This is a genomic window from Mycobacterium sp. (genome assembly GCF_052143115.1).
GTDB lineage: Bacteria > Actinomycetota > Actinomycetes > Mycobacteriales > Mycobacteriaceae > Mycobacterium.
In genome coordinates, this window is the sequence record NZ_JBKQTQ010000055.1 from 1 (window position 1) to 15,113 (window position 15,113).

Sequence of the window (15,113 nt, forward strand, 5' to 3'; positions counted from 1 at the left end):
CTTACCCGCCCGCCGATAGCGAACCGCGATCGCCCTCGTCACGGCACTGCGCTGCGCCAACGTCAACCCCATCATCCGGCGGTAGCCCAGCCCCACCCCACAGGCCCCCAACGACACGCCGTACGCGGGCATTCACACATGAGGCAACGAAGGAGCTACGCGGGCATATTTGATGAGTCAACGCGGAGTCAACGCGTACCGCGGCTGCACGGTACCCATGAGACAGGTGTGACTGTTCGTGCGGGCACTTAGCCTTCGAACTCGTCCTCGTCCCCGCCCCGACGGTCGCTGCGGGTGATCTCCATCCACCGCCGAACCGGAAGGTCCCAGCGCCTTGATGTGGTGGACGCCACGTCGGTGACGTCCGACAGCGATCTCACCACCGCCTGCGTCAATCCCATGATCGCGGCCATCACCGGAAGCAACGGCTGGAACGGCTTGGCCACCGACCGAACCGTGCTGATGCGCCGGGCCAGCACGTAGCGTTCGATCGAGTGATAAAGCCAGGCCCCGACACCCAAGGCGTAGATCGCCAGCGCCGCCGCGATCACCGCCTGCCCGTACGCCGCGCACATCACCGCGCCAAGCACGACCGTCGCCGCCATCACGGCAGCGACGACGATGCGCAGCTCCAGCCGCGTCATGAATCCGCGCTGGGGTGGCGGGCTCCACGGACCGCTTCAGCGGCGGCTCGGATCTGTGGCGTCACCAGCATCACCTGGCCCAGCACGCCGTTGACAAAGCCCGGCGACTCGTCGGTCGACAGCTCCTTGGCCAGCTCCACCGCCTCGTCGACAGCCACCGGCCCCGGCACGTCGTCGGCATGCAGCAGCTCCCACACCGCGACCCGCAAGATCGCCCGGTCGACGGCGGGCAGTCGTTCCAATGTCCAGCCCTGCAGATGCGATGCGATCAAGTCGTCGATATGTGCCGCCTGCTCGGTGACGCCGCGGGCCACCGTCACCGTGTACGGATTCAGGGGCGCAACATCAGGCTTCGCCTCCGCGAGTGCGGTACGCGCGTCGGCGGCTTCGGCCGGCGTCACCCCGCGGGCCTCGGCCTCGAACAACAAGTCGACGGCCCGCTTCCGGGCCTGGTGCCGTCCCTTAACGGGGCGGCTCACGCGTTGACACGTCCCAAGTAGCTGCCGTCGCGAGAGTCGACCTTCAGCTTGTCTCCGGTGTTGATGAACAACGGCACCTGGAGCTCCGCACCGGTCTCCACGGTCGCCGGCTTGGTGCCGGCGCTGGACCGGTCGCCCTGCAGACCCGGCTCGGTGTGCGTGACCACGAGTTCGACGGCTACCGGAAGCTCGAGATACAGCGGCGCCCCGTTGTGGAAAGCCACCTGCACCGGCAGACCCTCGAGCAGGAACCGGGCGGCGTCGCCCACCAGCGACTCCGGCAGCGGGTGCTGCTCGTAGTCCTGGCTGTCCATGAACACGAAATCCGAGCCGTCGCGGTAGAGGTAGGTGGTGTCACGTCGGTCGACGGTGGCGGTCTCCACCTTCACGCCCGCGTTGTAGGTCTTGTCGACCACCTTGCCCGACAGCACGTTCTTGAGCTTGGTACGTACGAACGCCGGACCCTTGCCCGGTTTGACGTGCTGGAACTCGACGATCTGCCACAGCTGGCCGTCGATCAACAACACGAGTCCATTCTTGAAATCGGCAGTGCTTGCCACAGTCGGTGAATCTCCTACAGGATCGCCAGTTCCTTGGGGAACCGGGTGAGCAGTTCCGGTGTCTTTCCGGAGCTTGCGTCCGCCACAACCAGCGTGTCCTCGATGCGGACGCCGCCGCGGTCGGGCAAATAGACGCCGGGCTCCACCGTCACCACGGAGCCCGCAAGTAGTGTACCGGCGGCGCTGGCGTTGATCCCTGGCGCTTCATGGATTTGCAGCCCCACCCCATGGCCGAGGCCGTGGCCGAAGTGCTCGCCGTGCCCGGCGTCAACGATGACGCGGCGCGCTTCTGCATCTATGTCGGCCAGGCTTGCTCCAGCCCGCAGCGCCGCACGGCCGGCTGCCTGCGCGACGCTGACCAGCTCGTAAATCTCTAGCTGCCAATCGGCGGCCATGCCGAGCACAAACGTCCGGGTCATATCGGAGTGGTAGCCGCCGACCAGGGCACCGAAGTCGATCTTGACGAAGTCGCCGGTGGCCAGCACCGCATCGGTGGGCCGGTGATGCGGGATTGCCGAATTCGCCCCGCTGGCCACGATGGTCTCGAACGAGACGCCGTCGGCGCCGTGGTCGAGCATCAAGGCTTCCAGTTCGCGGCCCACCTCGCGTTCGGTCCGGCCGGGCCGCAGCCCGCCGCGAGCCACCAGGTCGGTGAGCGCGGCGTCGGCGGCCTCGCAGGCCAGCCGCAGCAGCGCCACCTCGCCTGCGTCCTTGACCTCCCGCAGCGCTTCGATCATCTGGGAGGCGCGGATCAGCTCGGTGCTCCCGGCCCGCCCTACTTCTTTGGCCAGCGCGTCGAACCCGTCCACGGTCACCACATGGCTCTCGAAGCCCAGCCGCCGCACAACGGCCGACACGGCCTGTCCGGCCAGGTAACGCCCGCAGGCCCGCTCGATGGCCACCTCCAGGTCGGGTGCCTGCTGGGCGGCCTGGGTGCGGTAGCGGCCGTCGGTGGCCAGCACCGGCGGCCGGTCATCGGCGAACACCAGCAGGGCCGCGTTGGACCCGGTGAACCCGGACAGGTAGCGCACGTTGATCAGGTCGGTGATCAGCATCGCGTCAAGCTCGGTCGCGCGGAGTCGGACACTCAGAGCGGCTCGCCGCTGGGAATGTGTCACGCCCGATGACGGTACTCGCTACGCTGTTGCCCCATGACTTACTGGATGCTGCGCGGCCTGGTCTTCGGCGGTGCGATGGTCGTCGTTCGCCTGTTCCAGGGATCGCTGATCAACGTATGGCAGACGCAGGCCGGGCTGATCAGCATTGTGTTGCTCCTTTTGTTCCTGGCCGGTGTGGTCATGTGGGGGGTTCTCGACGGCCGCGCCGACGCCGCCGCGAACCCGGACCCGGATCGCCGTTCTGATCTGGCGATGACATGGCTTTTGGCCGGCCTGGTGGCCGGGGTGGTCAGCGGCGCGGTGACGTGGCTGATCGGGGTGTTCTACAAGGCGCTGTACGTCGGCGGGCTGATCAACGAGCTAACCGTGTTCGCCGCCTTCACGGCGCTGCTGGTGTTTCTGGGTGGGATCAGCGGCGTGGCGCTTGGCCGCTTCCTGATCGACCGCTCGGGTGCCTACACACCGCAGCGCGGCGGCGGTGAGGAGGATCGGGCCGACACCGACGTATTCGCCGCCGTCCGCTCGGATGAGGCCGCCGCCGAGGGTGGCGCGCGGCCGCAGGAGCAGCCGTCGGCGGTGGCTACCGCCGAGCGCGAGGAGTACGCCGCGCCGGCCTACAGCGAAGAAGGCGAAGAGACGGCCGAGGCCGTCAGCCCGGCCCACAGCGAGGAAAAGACCGGAAAGATTCCCTGGCCGCGGCCGCACAATGCGGAAGCCACCGAGGTGATCCCGACCCACGAGACGGAGCACACCGAGCCGTCGGCCAAACGGGACGAAGACTAGCGGTCGAGGCTGGCCAGATACCGCAGGGCCAGCAGATAGCCCTGCACGCCGAGCCCGGCGATCACCCCGGTCGCAATGGGGCTCAAGTAGGAGTGATGCCGAAACTCCTCGCGCGCATACACATTGGAGATATGCACCTCGATCAAGGGTGCGCTCAGCTCCGTGCAGGCGTCTCGCAGCGCCACCGATGTGTGCGTGAGCCCACCGGCGTTGAGGATTACCGGTTCTTTCCCGTCGGCGGCCAGATGGATCCAGTCCAGCAGCTGAGCCTCGCTGTCACTTTGCCGCACAACGACTTTCAATCCCAGCTCGGTGGCCTCGCGTTCGATCATCGCGACCAGATCGTCGTGGGTGGTGTCGCCGTAGACCTCGGGCTCCCGGCGGCCCAGCCGGCCGAGGTTGGGACCGTTGATGACGTTGACGGTCGTCATACGCCACTCTCCCCCGCAAGCGGGAGGTGCCCCCACCGCATCGCTCCGCTCTGCATCGTCGTCGGCGCGCATCGGGCCCCTACCTCCGCGTAGGCCGCCGCCAGCAGCGCTGGATCCGGACCTTCTAATCGGCCCGGCTTCGCCAGCCCGTCGAGAACCACGAACCGCAGCACACCTGACCGGGTTTTCTTGTCGCCGGCCATGTACTCCAGGAGTTCCGGCAACGCGTCGGCGTCGTAGCCGACCGGCAGCCCCAGCGAGGCCAGGATGCTGCGGTGGCGGTCGGCGGTGGCGTCGTCGAGCCGCCCGGCCAGCCGGCCCAGCTCGCCGGCGAACACCAAACCCACCGAAACCGCAGCGCCGTGGCGCCAAAGGTAGCGTTCCCGGCGCTCGATGGCGTGGCCCAAGGTATGGCCGTAGTTGAGGATTTCGCGCAGCTGGGATTCTTTCTCATCGGCGGCCACGACCTCGGCCTTGACGGAGACCGCGCGCCGGATCAGCTCCGGCAGCACGTCACCCGTCGGGTCCAAAGCCGCCTGCGGATCCGCCTCGATCCGATCCAGGATCACCGGGTCGGCGATGAAACCCGCCTTGACGACTTCGGCCATACCGGCTGCGATTTCGTTGCCCGGCAACGTCTGCAAGGTCGCCAGGTCGACCAGCACGCCGATCGGCTGGTGAAACGCACCGACCAGATTTTTACCGGCCTCGGTGTTGATACCGGTCTTGCCGCCGACCGCCGCGTCCACCATGCCCAGCAACGTGGTGGGCACGTGCACGATCGACACCCCGCGCAGCCATGTCGCGGCGGCGAAACCGGCGACGTCGGTGGCGGCCCCGCCGCCGAGGCTGACCAAAGCATCCTTGCGGCCAATGCCTATGCGGCCCAGCACTTCCCAGATGAACCCGACGACGGGCAAGTCTTTACCGGCTTCGGCGTCCGGGATTTCGATGCGATGCGCGTCAATACCCTTGTCCGTCAGTCGGGTTCGGATCTCCTCGGCGGTCTGCGCCAGTAGCGGCTGATGCAGGATCGCGACCCGGTTCCGGCCGGCGAGCAGTCCGTCGAGCTCGCCCAGCACGCCGGTGCCGATCACCACCGGGTAGGGCGGGTCGACGGCAACCTGCACGGTGACCGGTTTGTCAGGGTTGGTCATTTGTCGGCCTCGGCGCGACGGGCTGCGGCCAGTGCCGCCGGCGTGGCGGGGGTAGGCGGCGGCCCGGTTGGGGTTTCGGCTTCGGTCGGGCTCAGCGAGGACGGCGAGCGTCGCCACGGTGGACGGCGACGGCCGCGCCCCGCGTCGCCGGGTTGCGGGTCTCGCAGCCGGCACACGATGTAGCGGACGACGGCGCCGGGATTACGACGGTTGGTGTTCACCCGGATGGTGGCGACTTGGCGGTACAGCGGGACGCGCTGCGACATCAGCGCGCGGTACTTCTCGGCGCGGTCCGGGCCGGCCAGCAGCGGCCGCACGGTGTTGCCGCCGGTGCGACGCACCCCTTCGGCCGCACTGATCTCCAAGAAGATGACGGTGTGAGCGGCCAGCGCGGCATGTACTCCGGGACTGGTGACCGCGCCGCCGCCGAGCGACACCACGCCGTCATGCTCGGCCAGCGCAGCGCGCACCACCTCTTCCTCGATACGACGGAACTCGTTCTCGCCGTCGGTGGCGAATATGTCGGCGATGCGGCGTCCGGTCCGCTGTTCGATCGCCACGTCGGTGTCGAGCATCGTGACGTTGAGCGCCTTGGCCAGCCGTCGCCCGATCGTGGACTTACCCGATCCCGGGAGTCCAATTAATACGGCCTTGGGCGCCATGAGCCACTATCCCCCTACAGACCGAGCCCGGACTTCGGCCACTGGTTCACGGTCGGCGACCGAGCGCAGGTAGGCCTCGACGTTGCGGCGCGTCTCGGCCAGCGAGTCGCCGCCGAATTTCTCCAGCGCGGCGCGTGCCAAGACCAGCGCAACCATGGTTTCGACCACCACACCGGCGGCCGGCACCGCGCACACGTCGGAACGCTGGTTGATCGCGACGGCCTCGTCACCGGTCGCCATGTCGACGGTGGCCAGCGCGCGCGGCACGGTGGAGATCGGCTTCATCGCCGCCCGTACCCGCAGCGGCTGGCCATTGGTCATGCCACCTTCCAGGCCACCGGCCCGGTTCGTCGAGCGGACCACGCCGTCGGGGCCGGGGTACATCTCGTCGTGGGCGCGGCTGCCGCGGCGGCGCGCGGTCGTGAACCCGTCGCCGATCTCGACGCCCTTGATCGCCTGGATGCCCATCACCGCGGCGGCGAGCTGGCTGTCGAGCCGGTTGTCGCCGCTGGTGAACGATCCGAGCCCGACCGGTAGGCCCAGCGCGACGGCCTCCACCACACCGCCGAGGGTGTCGCCGTCCTTCTTGGCGGCTTCGATCTCGGCGATCATGGCTTGCTCGGCCGCCTTGTCGAATGCCCGCACCCCGCTGTCGTCGATCGCATCCAGGTCGCCGGCCTGCGGCGGCGGGCCCTCGTAGGCCTGTGATTCGCCGATCGAGATGACGTGGGACAGCACTTCGACACCGAGGGCTTGCCGCAGGAAGAGCCGGGCCACGGTGCCGGCCGCGACGCGTGCCGCGGTCTCGCGGGCGCTGGCCCGCTCGAGCACGGGGCGAGCGTCGTCGAAGCCGTACTTGAGCATGCCGGCGTAGTCGGCGTGGCCGGGCCGCGGCCGAGTCAACGGGGCGTTGCGGGCAACGTCAAGATCGGCCTGGTCCACCGGGTCGGCGGCCATCACCGTCTCCCACTTCGGCCATTCGGTGTTGCCGATCTCGATTGCGATCGGGCCGCCCAGTGTGACGCCGTGCCGAACGCCGGCCAGCATGGTGACCTGGTCGCGCTCAAACTTCATCCGTGCGCCGCGGCCGTAGCCGAGCCTGCGGCGGGCCAGCTGGAACGCGATGTCCTCGGAGGTCAGGCTGACCCCGGCGACCATGCCTTCCAGCACGGCCACCAGCGCCCGGCCGTGGGATTCACCAGCAGTGGTCCATCGCAACACGTGTCCCATCTTCCCACGATGGTTCGGACGTCGCCTAAAGCCTCAGGCTGGGGTCAGCCCGTGACCCGCGCCGCTGTGCAAAATTCACGCCGACCGCGTCGACGAACGTGTCGATGTCCAACCTCGGATTTTCATGACCCGAAAGTGAGCTGGCGCAGCACCCGCAAGAAGATGCTTCGGTCGTCCGCTGATAGCTCGCCAAGCCAGCGTTCCTCGCTCCGCTGGATGTCGACCTGCGCGGCGTTTTTGACGGACCGGCCCGACTCTGTGATCGCAAGCAGGCGCGCGCGGCGGTCCTCGGGGTCGGGAATCCGCTCGATGTGGCCGTGCTCCTGCAGCTCATCGAGGGTTGGGATGATGCGCGTTTTGTCGGCGCCGATCAACTCGGCCAGGGCCGCTTGGGTGCGGATCGACGAATGGTCCAGGGCCGACAGCACGATGTAGCCCCACATCGATAGGCCGTGGGCGGCCAGCACCGGCTGTTCGGCAGCCACGGTTTGTCGAGCCAGCTGCACCAGCATCGCCGCGAGGTCGGGACGCGTCGCCTTCCGCACCATCCCGTGATGATAGCGCTTGACCTATTGTATATGAACGCCTACTATAAGCGAATGCAGATTAATTTCGATCTCCGCCCGCTACATCGGACTGCCGTACTGGCGTCCGTTGACATGGTCTCGACCGTCACGATCGAAGACCTATCGAGAGCTACGCCGTGCGCCGAATGGAGCCTCGCCGAACTGCTCACTCACATGACGGTGCAGCATCGTGGCTTTGCCGCCGCCGCGCGCGGCCACGGCGCCGATCCGGCTATATGGCAACCCGCCACCGTCGCCGACGCGGTCGCAGCCGACCCCGCCGGCAGCTATACCGCGGCCGCCGCCGAGGTGATCGATGCATTCGCCAGTGTCGACCAGCTCGATGCGGCGTTCGCGCTACCTGAGTTCGGGCCCGGCGCCACCTTCCCGGGTTCACTGGCGATCGGCTTTCACTTCGTGGACTACGTCGTGCACGGCTGGGACGTCGCCCGCACGATGGGTTACCCCTTTGAGCTTCCGGCCGACGTTGTGGCCGCCGCCTTGCCAATTGCGCTCGCCGTGCCCGACACAGAATTCCGCACCGCCGACAGTGCGCCGTTTGGCCCAGCGCTCCATTCACCCGACCAGGCCAACGACCTCGATCGCATCCTGGATCATCTCGGCCGCTCCCCAAATTGGAAACCGGAACGCGAAATGCATCGACTCTGACTAATCCGCCTATCGACCAACAAGCCCACAATCGGACCCGCCATCCGGCAGCGGCTTCACTAGGAGGAACTGATGACAACCACATCCTTCGGCGACGTTCACGCCACAGGCGAGGATCGCCAGCCATCTTCAGGCAAGTCAAATGTGGCCGGTCAGCCGCCGATCACACCCGGCAGTGGCCTGCTCAGCACTGACTGGCTGCCGGGGCCCTCCGACGAGACCAAGTCCCCGGTCGTGGTGAGTCTCACCGACTTTCATTCCAATTGCGATCAGGATTGGCAGCAGATCGCGGAATTGGGCATGAGGCCGGCGGAGAGTTGGCCGATCATGCGCGGCGCGGTCGGGCTGTGGCTCTGGGGCAAGCCGGCCGAGTGGCGCGGCGGATCGCTGTCCGTCTGGGACAGCAACGCCGATTTACGTCGTTTCATCCGCTGGCCCGTTCACGTCGCCATTATGAAGAACTGGCGGGGACGGATACGGGTGCAATCCGCCAGCTGGGATGACGACCGTTTTGTCCCATCGCAGGCATGGCTTCGCGCCGAGGCGCAGATGCTGGCTCCGCGCGACATATCAGCGGCTCGCCACAGCGCCCATGATTAGCCGCGGAAACCTGAGCCACCGCGTTGCTCAGTGCGCCGCGACCGTCGCAACGCGGTGAGCTGCCAGATGCCCAGCACAAGCGCCACGTCACCGGCACCGGCCAGCGCCCAGTTGCCCGCGGCGCTCAGCGGAAGCCAGCCGCGCAGTGCCAGCGCCCACATGGTTGGCGCGAGCAGAAGGTTGGAAACGCCGAAACCCAGCACCAGCCCGGCCGACGTCGGACGAATCCGGTTAAGACCGAACAGCAGCACGACGCCGGCGACGACGAATGCCAACCCACCGATGAAAAGCTCCGCACGCGGCACGTTCCACCAGTTACCGAGCGGGCCGCTGAAGGCGGCGACGAACCCGCCCACCACGGTCCAAAAGCTGAGGTCGGCGTCGATGGATCGCCAACGTGTGACGTCGGTCCGGCGGTGTGTAGCTGAACGGTGTGTCCTTGAAGAACTTGAAACAGATGCACTGGTCATGTCGCGATAGTGCGTCGAGAACCACTGCCTACTCGACCAACGGCACTGCCAGAGGCTGCCAGTTGCGGCCACCGGTTACAGCTGGGCCAGCACCAGCGCCGCTACGCTGGCCGCGCACATCGACGGCCCGTGCGGCACAGTCCTCGCCGACCAGCCGAGCCAAGCCACGATCCCGATCACCGCGGTCAGCAGCGGCGCCCCGATCGCCGCGAGAAACCACACGTCGCGGCCGAAACAGCCGGTCAGCGCACCCAACCCGAGTGCCAGCTTCACATCCCCGGCACCCATTGCCGCCGGCGCCGCGGCGTGGACCAGCAGGTACAACGCAGCCAGCAGCCCAGCCCCCAGCGCGGCGGCGGGGCCGTGTCCCGAGCCGGCCGCCACGAGCATGACCACCGCAAACCCCGGCAGAGTCAGCCAGTTGGGCAGCCGGCGTCGACGTATGTCGTAGGCGGTCAGCGCTCCCATCCACAACAGCGCGGCCACCATCGGCATGCGCGGCACGCTAATGCAACGCGGCGATCATCGCCTCTCGCGGCGCGGGCAGCCCTGTGAATTGCTCAACCTGCGCGAACGCCTGATGCAGCAGCATCTGGAGGCCGCTGATCACCCGGCCGCCCGCGGCGGCCACCGCCGCGGCCAGCGGTGTCGGCCACGGGTCGTAGATGGCGTCCAGCAGCACCGGCGCGCCGGCGAAGACATCGGTATAACGCCCTGCCACGTCGGCCGGCAGCGTGCTGACCAGCACGCCCGCGGCCTTCACCCGGTGGGCGACAGGCCCCCCGGGGTCGCTGTCCAGCTCACAGAACCGGGCCGCCGCGCCGACCCGAGTCGCCAGCTCCACCAAACGGGCGGCCTTGTCCGGGTTGCGGGCCACCACGGTGATATCGCCGACACCCAACTCGGCCAAGGCCACAATCGCCGCCGGGGCGGTGCCGCCCGACCCCGACACCACCGCCCGATCCGTCGCCGCGCCCAATGCACCCATCACGCCGTCGATATCGGTGTTGTCGGCGCGCCAGCCGCGCGGCGTTCGCAGCAGGGTGTTGGCCGACCCGACCAGCTCGGCCCGATCGGTGCGCTCGTTGGCGAAATGCAGCGCGGCGAACTTTCCCGGCATCGTCACCGAGACGCCGATCCACTCCGGCCCGAGCCCGTCGACCACAGCGGGCAGTTCCTCAGCGCCGCATTCGATGCGCTCGTAGGTCCAGTCGGCGAGGCCCAGCGCGCGGTAGGCAGCCAGATGCAGCTGCGGAGAGCGTGAATGCGCGATCGGCGAACCGAGCACGCCGGCTTTCCTAGCGCGCCGAGTCGAGGACACCGTTGCGTTTGGCCAACTCGATGTTCGCCAGATGCTGTTGGTAATCGCGGGTGAACAACGTCGTGCCTTGCGAGTCGATGGTGACGAAGTACAGCCAGTCGCCGGGCTCGGGATGCTCGGCGGCTTTGAGCGCATCGGTGCCCGGCGAACAGATCGGCGTGGCAGGCAGCCCCTCGGAAACGTAGGTGTTCCACGGCGTTCGCTGTGCGCGGTCGGCGTCAGTGGTGGCCACTTCGCGGCGATCCAGCGGATAGTTCACCGTCGAGTCGAACTCCAGGGTGCGGTGCTCGGCCAGCCGGTTGTAGATGACGCGGGCAACCTTCGGGAAGTCCGGTGGTTTGGCCTCACGCTGAACCAGCGACGCGACCGCCAGGACGTCATACGGCGACATGTTCATCGCGGTTGCGGTGTCCAACAGACCCGATTTCACATACTGCTCGGTGCTGGCGCTGATCAGCGTCTCCAGGATCGTCTGGGGCGAACCGGACGGGTTGACGTTGAACGTGCCCGGCGCGATCAGGCCTTCGATCCGTCGGTGGTCGGCGCCCATCCGGGTGACCGACTCGACCGCCCAAGCCGGCACCGACAGCGAGGCCAGCGGAGTCTTTTCGGCGGCCGTCCGCAGATCGTCCGCGGAGACGCAGCGCTTGTCCCCGTCCAGCTCGACGCAGGTGGCCTTGGAGATCATGGTGAAGATTCCGGGCGTCACGTCGTTGGTTTTGACGTCGGTAGTGTCGTCGAGCTGTTGCCCCTCGGGAATGACCAACTTGCCCACCCGAGTCTCGGGATCGGCGAGCCGCTTCACCGCGTTCGACGCGGCAATTTCGGTGCGCAGGCGGTAGTAGCCGGGCTGGATCGACGAGATCGCTTCATTGCCTTCCGCGGCCTCGACGAACGCTTTGACGGTGCGGACTACATCGTGGTTCTGCAACGTCTCGCCGATCGCGGTGGTCGAGTCGCCGGCGTGGACCTGGATTACCAAATCATTTTTGCCATTACCGGCGTAGTCGTTCTGCGGGCCCAGGCTGTGCCACAGCTTTGAGCCGACGAACACCGCCGCCAAAACCACGACCATGAGTAGGGCGACGGCAAATCCAAGCACGATGCGGCGCCGACGACGGCGACGCTCAGCGCGGATCCGCTCGGCGCGCGACCGCACCCGACGCGGCGGTCCAACCGCCACGGGTTGGGCGCGGGGGCGCCCTTGGTCGTCAGACACCGTTGACCTCCCCGGGCAGCATGGCGCGACGTTCGTCGAGCCAACCCTGCAGGATCGCCACCGCCGCCGCCTGGTCGATGACCCTACGCTGACTCTTGGCCCGCACCCCCGCCTGGCGCAGTGATCGTTGCGCGCTGACGGTCGTCAACCGCTCGTCGGCCAGCCGCACCGGCGTCGGCGCGATCCGGCCGGCCAGCGCGCCGGCCAGCTCGATCGCGTCGCGGGCTGACGGGCCGGTGCGGTCGGCCAGGGTTCGCGGCAGCCCCACCACAACCTCGACCGCGTGCAGCTCGTCGACCAGTTCGAACAGCCGTCGCAGATGCTTGCCCGACCGGTCGCGGCGGACCGTTTCCACCGGCGTGGCCAGGATGCCGTCCGGGTCGCTGCACGCCACGCCGATGCGCACACTGCCCACGTCGATGCCGAGTCGCCGCCCGGGTCCAGGATCGTCCGCGCCGGGCCGATCCGGCAGGCGGTGTGAAGAGTCCACTCAGCTGACCCGCGCTATCTGTGCTCGCACCGCGTCCAGCGCAGCGTCGATACCCGACGAGTCCTTACCCGAACCCTGCGCGAGGTCGGCCTTGCCGCCGCCCCGGCCGTCGACGGCTCCGGCGAGCTGCTTGACCAAGTCGCTGGCCCGGAGGCCCAGGTCTTGGGCGGCCGGGTTGGCGGCGATCACGTAGGGCACACTGCCGCCCTCGCCCTCGGCGATCAATGCGACCACCGCCGGGTCGCTGCCGAGCTTGCCGCGGATGTCGCCGACCAACGACCGCAGGTCGGCAGCCGACATCCCGGCCGACATCCGCTGCGCCACCAGACGGACGTTACCGATGCGCTGCGCCCCGGCAGCGGCATTGACCGCGGCCGCCCGCGCCGTCGCCAGCAGGGTGCGTTCGATTTCCTTTTCCGCGGCTTTGAGTCGTTCGACCAGGTTCGCCACCCGGGCGGGCACCTCTTCGGAGGGCACCTTCAGCGACGAGGCCAGCCCGGCCATCAGCGCACGCTCCTTGGCCAGGTGCCTAAACGATTCCAGCCCGACGTAAGCCTCCACCCGACGCACGCCGGAGCCCACCGACGATTCGCCCAGGATCGTCACCGGGCCGATCTGGGCCGAGTTGTGCACGTGCGTGCCACCACACAACTCCACCGAGAACGGGCCACCGATCTCCACCACCCGCACCTGCTCGGGGTAGCTCTCCCCGAACAGCGCCAACGCCCCCATCGCCTTGGCCTTGTCGAGCTGCTCGGTAAAGGTGTGCACCTCGAAGTCGGCTTGCACAGCCTGGTTGGTCACTTCTTGGATTTCTGAGCTTTGGGTGTCCGATAACGGACCCTGCCAGTTGAAGTCGAAGCGCAGATAGCCCGGTCGGTTCAGCGAACCGGCCTGAACGGCGTTGGGCCCCAGCACCTGTCGCAGCGCCGCGTGCACCATGTGGGTGCCTGAGTGGCCCTGGGTGGCGCCTTTACGCCAGCCGGGGTCCACCGCCGCGGTGACGGTGTCGCCTTCGACGAATTCTCCGGACTCCACATTGACCCGATGCACCCACAAGGTTTTGGCGATCTTCTGCACGTCGGTCACCGCGGCTCGGGCGCTTTCACTGGCGCCGGTGCCGCTGATGGTGCCCGCGTCGGCGACCTGCCCGCCCGACTCGGCGTACAGCGGCGTGCGATCCAAAACCAGCTCCACCCGGTCGGCACCCTCCGTGCCGTGCGCCACCACCGGCACCCGCTTGCCGTCGACGAAGATGCCCAGGATCCGGGCCTCCGACGTTAACTCGGTGAAGCCGGTGAACTCGGTGGGTCCGGCGTCGACCAGCTCGCGGTACGCGGTCAGGTCGGCGTGCGCGTGTTTGCGCGCGGCGGCATCGGCTTTCGCGCGGCGCCGCTGCTCGGCCATCAACTCCCGGAACCCGGCCTCGTCAACCTGCAGGCCGGCCTCGGTGGCCATCTCGAGGGTGAGCTCGATCGGGAATCCGTAGGTGTCGTGCAGGGTGAACGCATCCGATCCGGACAGCACGCCGGCGCCGGATGCCTTGGTGGCAGCGGCCACCTCGTCGAACAGCCGTGAACCGGACTGCAGCGTGCGGTTGAACGCGGTCTCCTCGGCCACCGCGATGCGCCTGATCCGGTCGAAATCGGCCACGAGTTCGGGATACGACGGGCCCATCGCGTCACGCACGGTGGCCATCAGGTCGCCGACGATCGGACCCTCGACGCCCAGCAGCTTGGCCGAGCGGATCACCCGGCGCAGCAGCCGACGCAGCACGTAGCCGCGCCCGTCGTTGCCGGGGCTAACGCCGTCGCCGATCAGAATCGCCGCGGTGCGGCTGTGGTCGGCGATGATGCGGTAGCGCACATCGTCGTCGTGATTGCCGACGTCGTAGCCACGCGGCGCGCGCGCGGCCACCATGTCGATGACCGGGCGCAGCAAGTCGGTCTCGTAGACGTTGTGCACACCCTGCAGCAGCACCGCGACCCGCTCGACGCCCATGCCGGTGTCGATGTTCTTGCGCGGCAACGGCCCCAGGATCTGGTAGTCCTCCTTGCTGGTGCCTTCGCCGCGCTCGTTCTGCATGAACACGAGATTCCAGATCTCCATGTACCGCTCTTCGCTGGCCAGCGGACCGCCCTCGGGACCGTACTCCGGGCCGCGGTCGTAGTAGATCTCCGACGAGGGACCGCACGGCCCGGGAATGCCCATCGACCAGTAGTTGTCGGCCATGCCGCGGCGCTGGATGCGCTCGGCGGGCATCCCCGCGATTTCCGCCCACAGCTGCGCCGCTTCGTCGTCATCCAAATAGACTGTGGCCCATAGCCGTTCAGGATCGAATCCGTAACCACCCTCGGCAACGGAGCTGGTCAACAAGGTCCAGGCCAATTCGATGGCGCCGCGCTTGAAATAGTCGCCGAACGAGAAATTGCCGGCCATCTGAAAAAACGTGTTGTGCCGGGTGGTAATCCCGACTTCGTCGATATCGGGCGTGCGGATGCATTTCTGGATGCTCGTCGCCGTCGCATACGGCGGGGTGCGCTGGCCCAGAAAGAACGGCACGAACTGGACCATGCCCGCGTTGACGAACAGCAGGTTGGGATCGTCGAGGATCACCGAGGCACTCGGCACCTCGGTGTGACCCGCTTTCACGAAATGATCGAGGAACCTCTTCCTGATCTCGTGTGTCTGCACTTCTCCGCTTCCTCTTGCCG

At 67.7% G+C, this 15,113-nt stretch carries 16 protein-coding genes and 2 pseudogenes; 3 read left to right on the top strand and 15 right to left on the bottom strand.

The window, feature by feature from the left end:
• Positions 1-248: 248 nt before the first annotated feature.
• Genes ACLQI9_RS06300 through ACLQI9_RS06315 form a run of 4 tightly spaced genes read right to left on the bottom strand, consistent with a single transcriptional unit; the run spans position 249 to position 2,801 of the window.
• A complete protein-coding gene (locus ACLQI9_RS06300; RefSeq protein WP_442377962.1) occupies positions 249-644 on the bottom strand; it encodes an antitermination protein NusB in 396 nt (131 codons plus the stop codon).
• On the bottom strand, positions 641-1,123 hold the full coding sequence (gene nusB, locus ACLQI9_RS06305) for a transcription antitermination factor NusB (RefSeq protein WP_442377960.1): 483 nt from the start codon (positions 1,121-1,123) through the stop codon (positions 641-643). The genes ACLQI9_RS06300 and nusB overlap by 4 nt, the downstream gene beginning before the upstream one ends.
• Positions 1,120-1,683 (bottom strand): elongation factor P, encoded by a 564-nt coding sequence (gene efp, locus ACLQI9_RS06310; RefSeq protein ID WP_442377958.1) that lies wholly within the window; start codon positions 1,681-1,683, stop codon positions 1,120-1,122. Before efp ends, nusB begins: the two co-directional genes overlap by 4 nt.
• Before the next feature lie 14 nt (positions 1,684-1,697).
• Positions 1,698-2,801 (bottom strand): M24 family metallopeptidase, encoded by a 1,104-nt coding sequence (locus tag ACLQI9_RS06315; protein WP_442377956.1) that lies wholly within the window; start codon positions 2,799-2,801, stop codon positions 1,698-1,700.
• 33 nt (positions 2,802-2,834) lie between these two features.
• Here ACLQI9_RS06315 and ACLQI9_RS06320 point away from each other — a divergent pair, with 33 nt between their 5' ends.
• Positions 2,835-3,584: a B-4DMT family transporter gene (locus ACLQI9_RS06320; protein ID WP_442377954.1), complete on the top strand. Its 750-nt coding sequence runs from the start codon at positions 2,835-2,837 to the stop codon at positions 3,582-3,584.
• Here the strand turns inward: ACLQI9_RS06320 and aroQ are convergent.
• The 5 genes and pseudogenes from aroQ to ACLQI9_RS06345 form a co-directional block, all read right to left on the bottom strand.
• A complete protein-coding gene (gene aroQ, locus ACLQI9_RS06325; protein WP_442377953.1) occupies positions 3,581-4,015 on the bottom strand; it encodes a type II 3-dehydroquinate dehydratase in 435 nt (144 codons plus the stop codon). The two genes, ACLQI9_RS06320 and aroQ, sit on opposite strands and share 4 nt — an antisense overlap.
• 62 nt (positions 4,016-4,077) lie before the next feature.
• Positions 4,078-5,172, bottom strand: a pseudogene (gene aroB, locus ACLQI9_RS06330) (3-dehydroquinate synthase); the annotation flags it as partial.
• A 140-nt stretch (positions 5,173-5,312) separates the two neighbouring features.
• A pseudogene (locus ACLQI9_RS06335) lies at positions 5,313-5,834 on the bottom strand (shikimate kinase); the annotation flags it as partial.
• 6 nt (positions 5,835-5,840) lie between these two features.
• Positions 5,841-7,055, bottom strand: coding sequence for a chorismate synthase (gene aroC, locus ACLQI9_RS06340; RefSeq protein ID WP_442377966.1), 1,215 nt, complete (start codon positions 7,053-7,055; stop codon positions 5,841-5,843).
• A gap of 131 nt (positions 7,056-7,186) precedes the next feature.
• Positions 7,187-7,612: a MarR family winged helix-turn-helix transcriptional regulator gene (locus ACLQI9_RS06345; protein WP_442377951.1), complete on the bottom strand. Its 426-nt coding sequence runs from the start codon at positions 7,610-7,612 to the stop codon at positions 7,187-7,189.
• Positions 7,613-7,663: 51 nt separating this feature from the next.
• Here ACLQI9_RS06345 and ACLQI9_RS06350 point away from each other — a divergent pair, with 51 nt between their 5' ends.
• Both ACLQI9_RS06350 and ACLQI9_RS06355 read left to right on the top strand, forming a co-directional pair.
• Positions 7,664-8,299, top strand: a complete 636-nt coding sequence (locus ACLQI9_RS06350; RefSeq protein ID WP_442377949.1) for a TIGR03086 family metal-binding protein — start codon at positions 7,664-7,666, stop codon at positions 8,297-8,299.
• Positions 8,300-8,371: 72 nt separating this feature from the next.
• A complete protein-coding gene (locus ACLQI9_RS06355) occupies positions 8,372-8,899 on the top strand; it encodes a hypothetical protein (protein WP_442377948.1) in 528 nt (175 codons plus the stop codon).
• On the opposite strand, the gene ACLQI9_RS06360 is transcribed toward ACLQI9_RS06355, so the two are convergent.
• The 6 genes from ACLQI9_RS06360 to alaS form a co-directional block, all read right to left on the bottom strand.
• Positions 8,896-9,369: a hypothetical protein gene (locus tag ACLQI9_RS06360; protein ID WP_442391312.1), complete on the bottom strand. Its 474-nt coding sequence runs from the start codon at positions 9,367-9,369 to the stop codon at positions 8,896-8,898. The two genes, ACLQI9_RS06355 and ACLQI9_RS06360, sit on opposite strands and share 4 nt — an antisense overlap.
• Positions 9,370-9,444: 75 nt before the next feature.
• The gene (locus ACLQI9_RS06365; protein ID WP_442377944.1) at positions 9,445-9,864 is read right to left on the bottom strand and encodes a prepilin peptidase; all 420 of its coding nucleotides are present in this window, start codon (positions 9,862-9,864) and stop codon (positions 9,445-9,447) included.
• Positions 9,865-9,874: 10 nt separating this feature from the next.
• On the bottom strand, positions 9,875-10,690 hold the full coding sequence (locus ACLQI9_RS06370; RefSeq protein ID WP_442377942.1) for a shikimate dehydrogenase: 816 nt from the start codon (positions 10,688-10,690) through the stop codon (positions 9,875-9,877).
• On the bottom strand, positions 10,668-11,909 hold the full coding sequence (mltG, locus tag ACLQI9_RS06375) for an endolytic transglycosylase MltG (protein WP_442377940.1): 1,242 nt from the start codon (positions 11,907-11,909) through the stop codon (positions 10,668-10,670). The genes ACLQI9_RS06370 and mltG overlap by 23 nt, the downstream gene beginning before the upstream one ends.
• Entirely contained in the window at positions 11,902-12,399 is a 498-nt protein-coding gene (gene ruvX, locus ACLQI9_RS06380) for a Holliday junction resolvase RuvX (RefSeq protein ID WP_442377938.1), read from the bottom strand. The genes mltG and ruvX overlap by 8 nt, the downstream gene beginning before the upstream one ends.
• A complete protein-coding gene (gene alaS / locus ACLQI9_RS06385; protein ID WP_442377936.1) occupies positions 12,400-15,093 on the bottom strand; it encodes an alanine--tRNA ligase in 2,694 nt (897 codons plus the stop codon).
• Between the last annotated feature and the right edge of the window lie 20 nt (positions 15,094-15,113).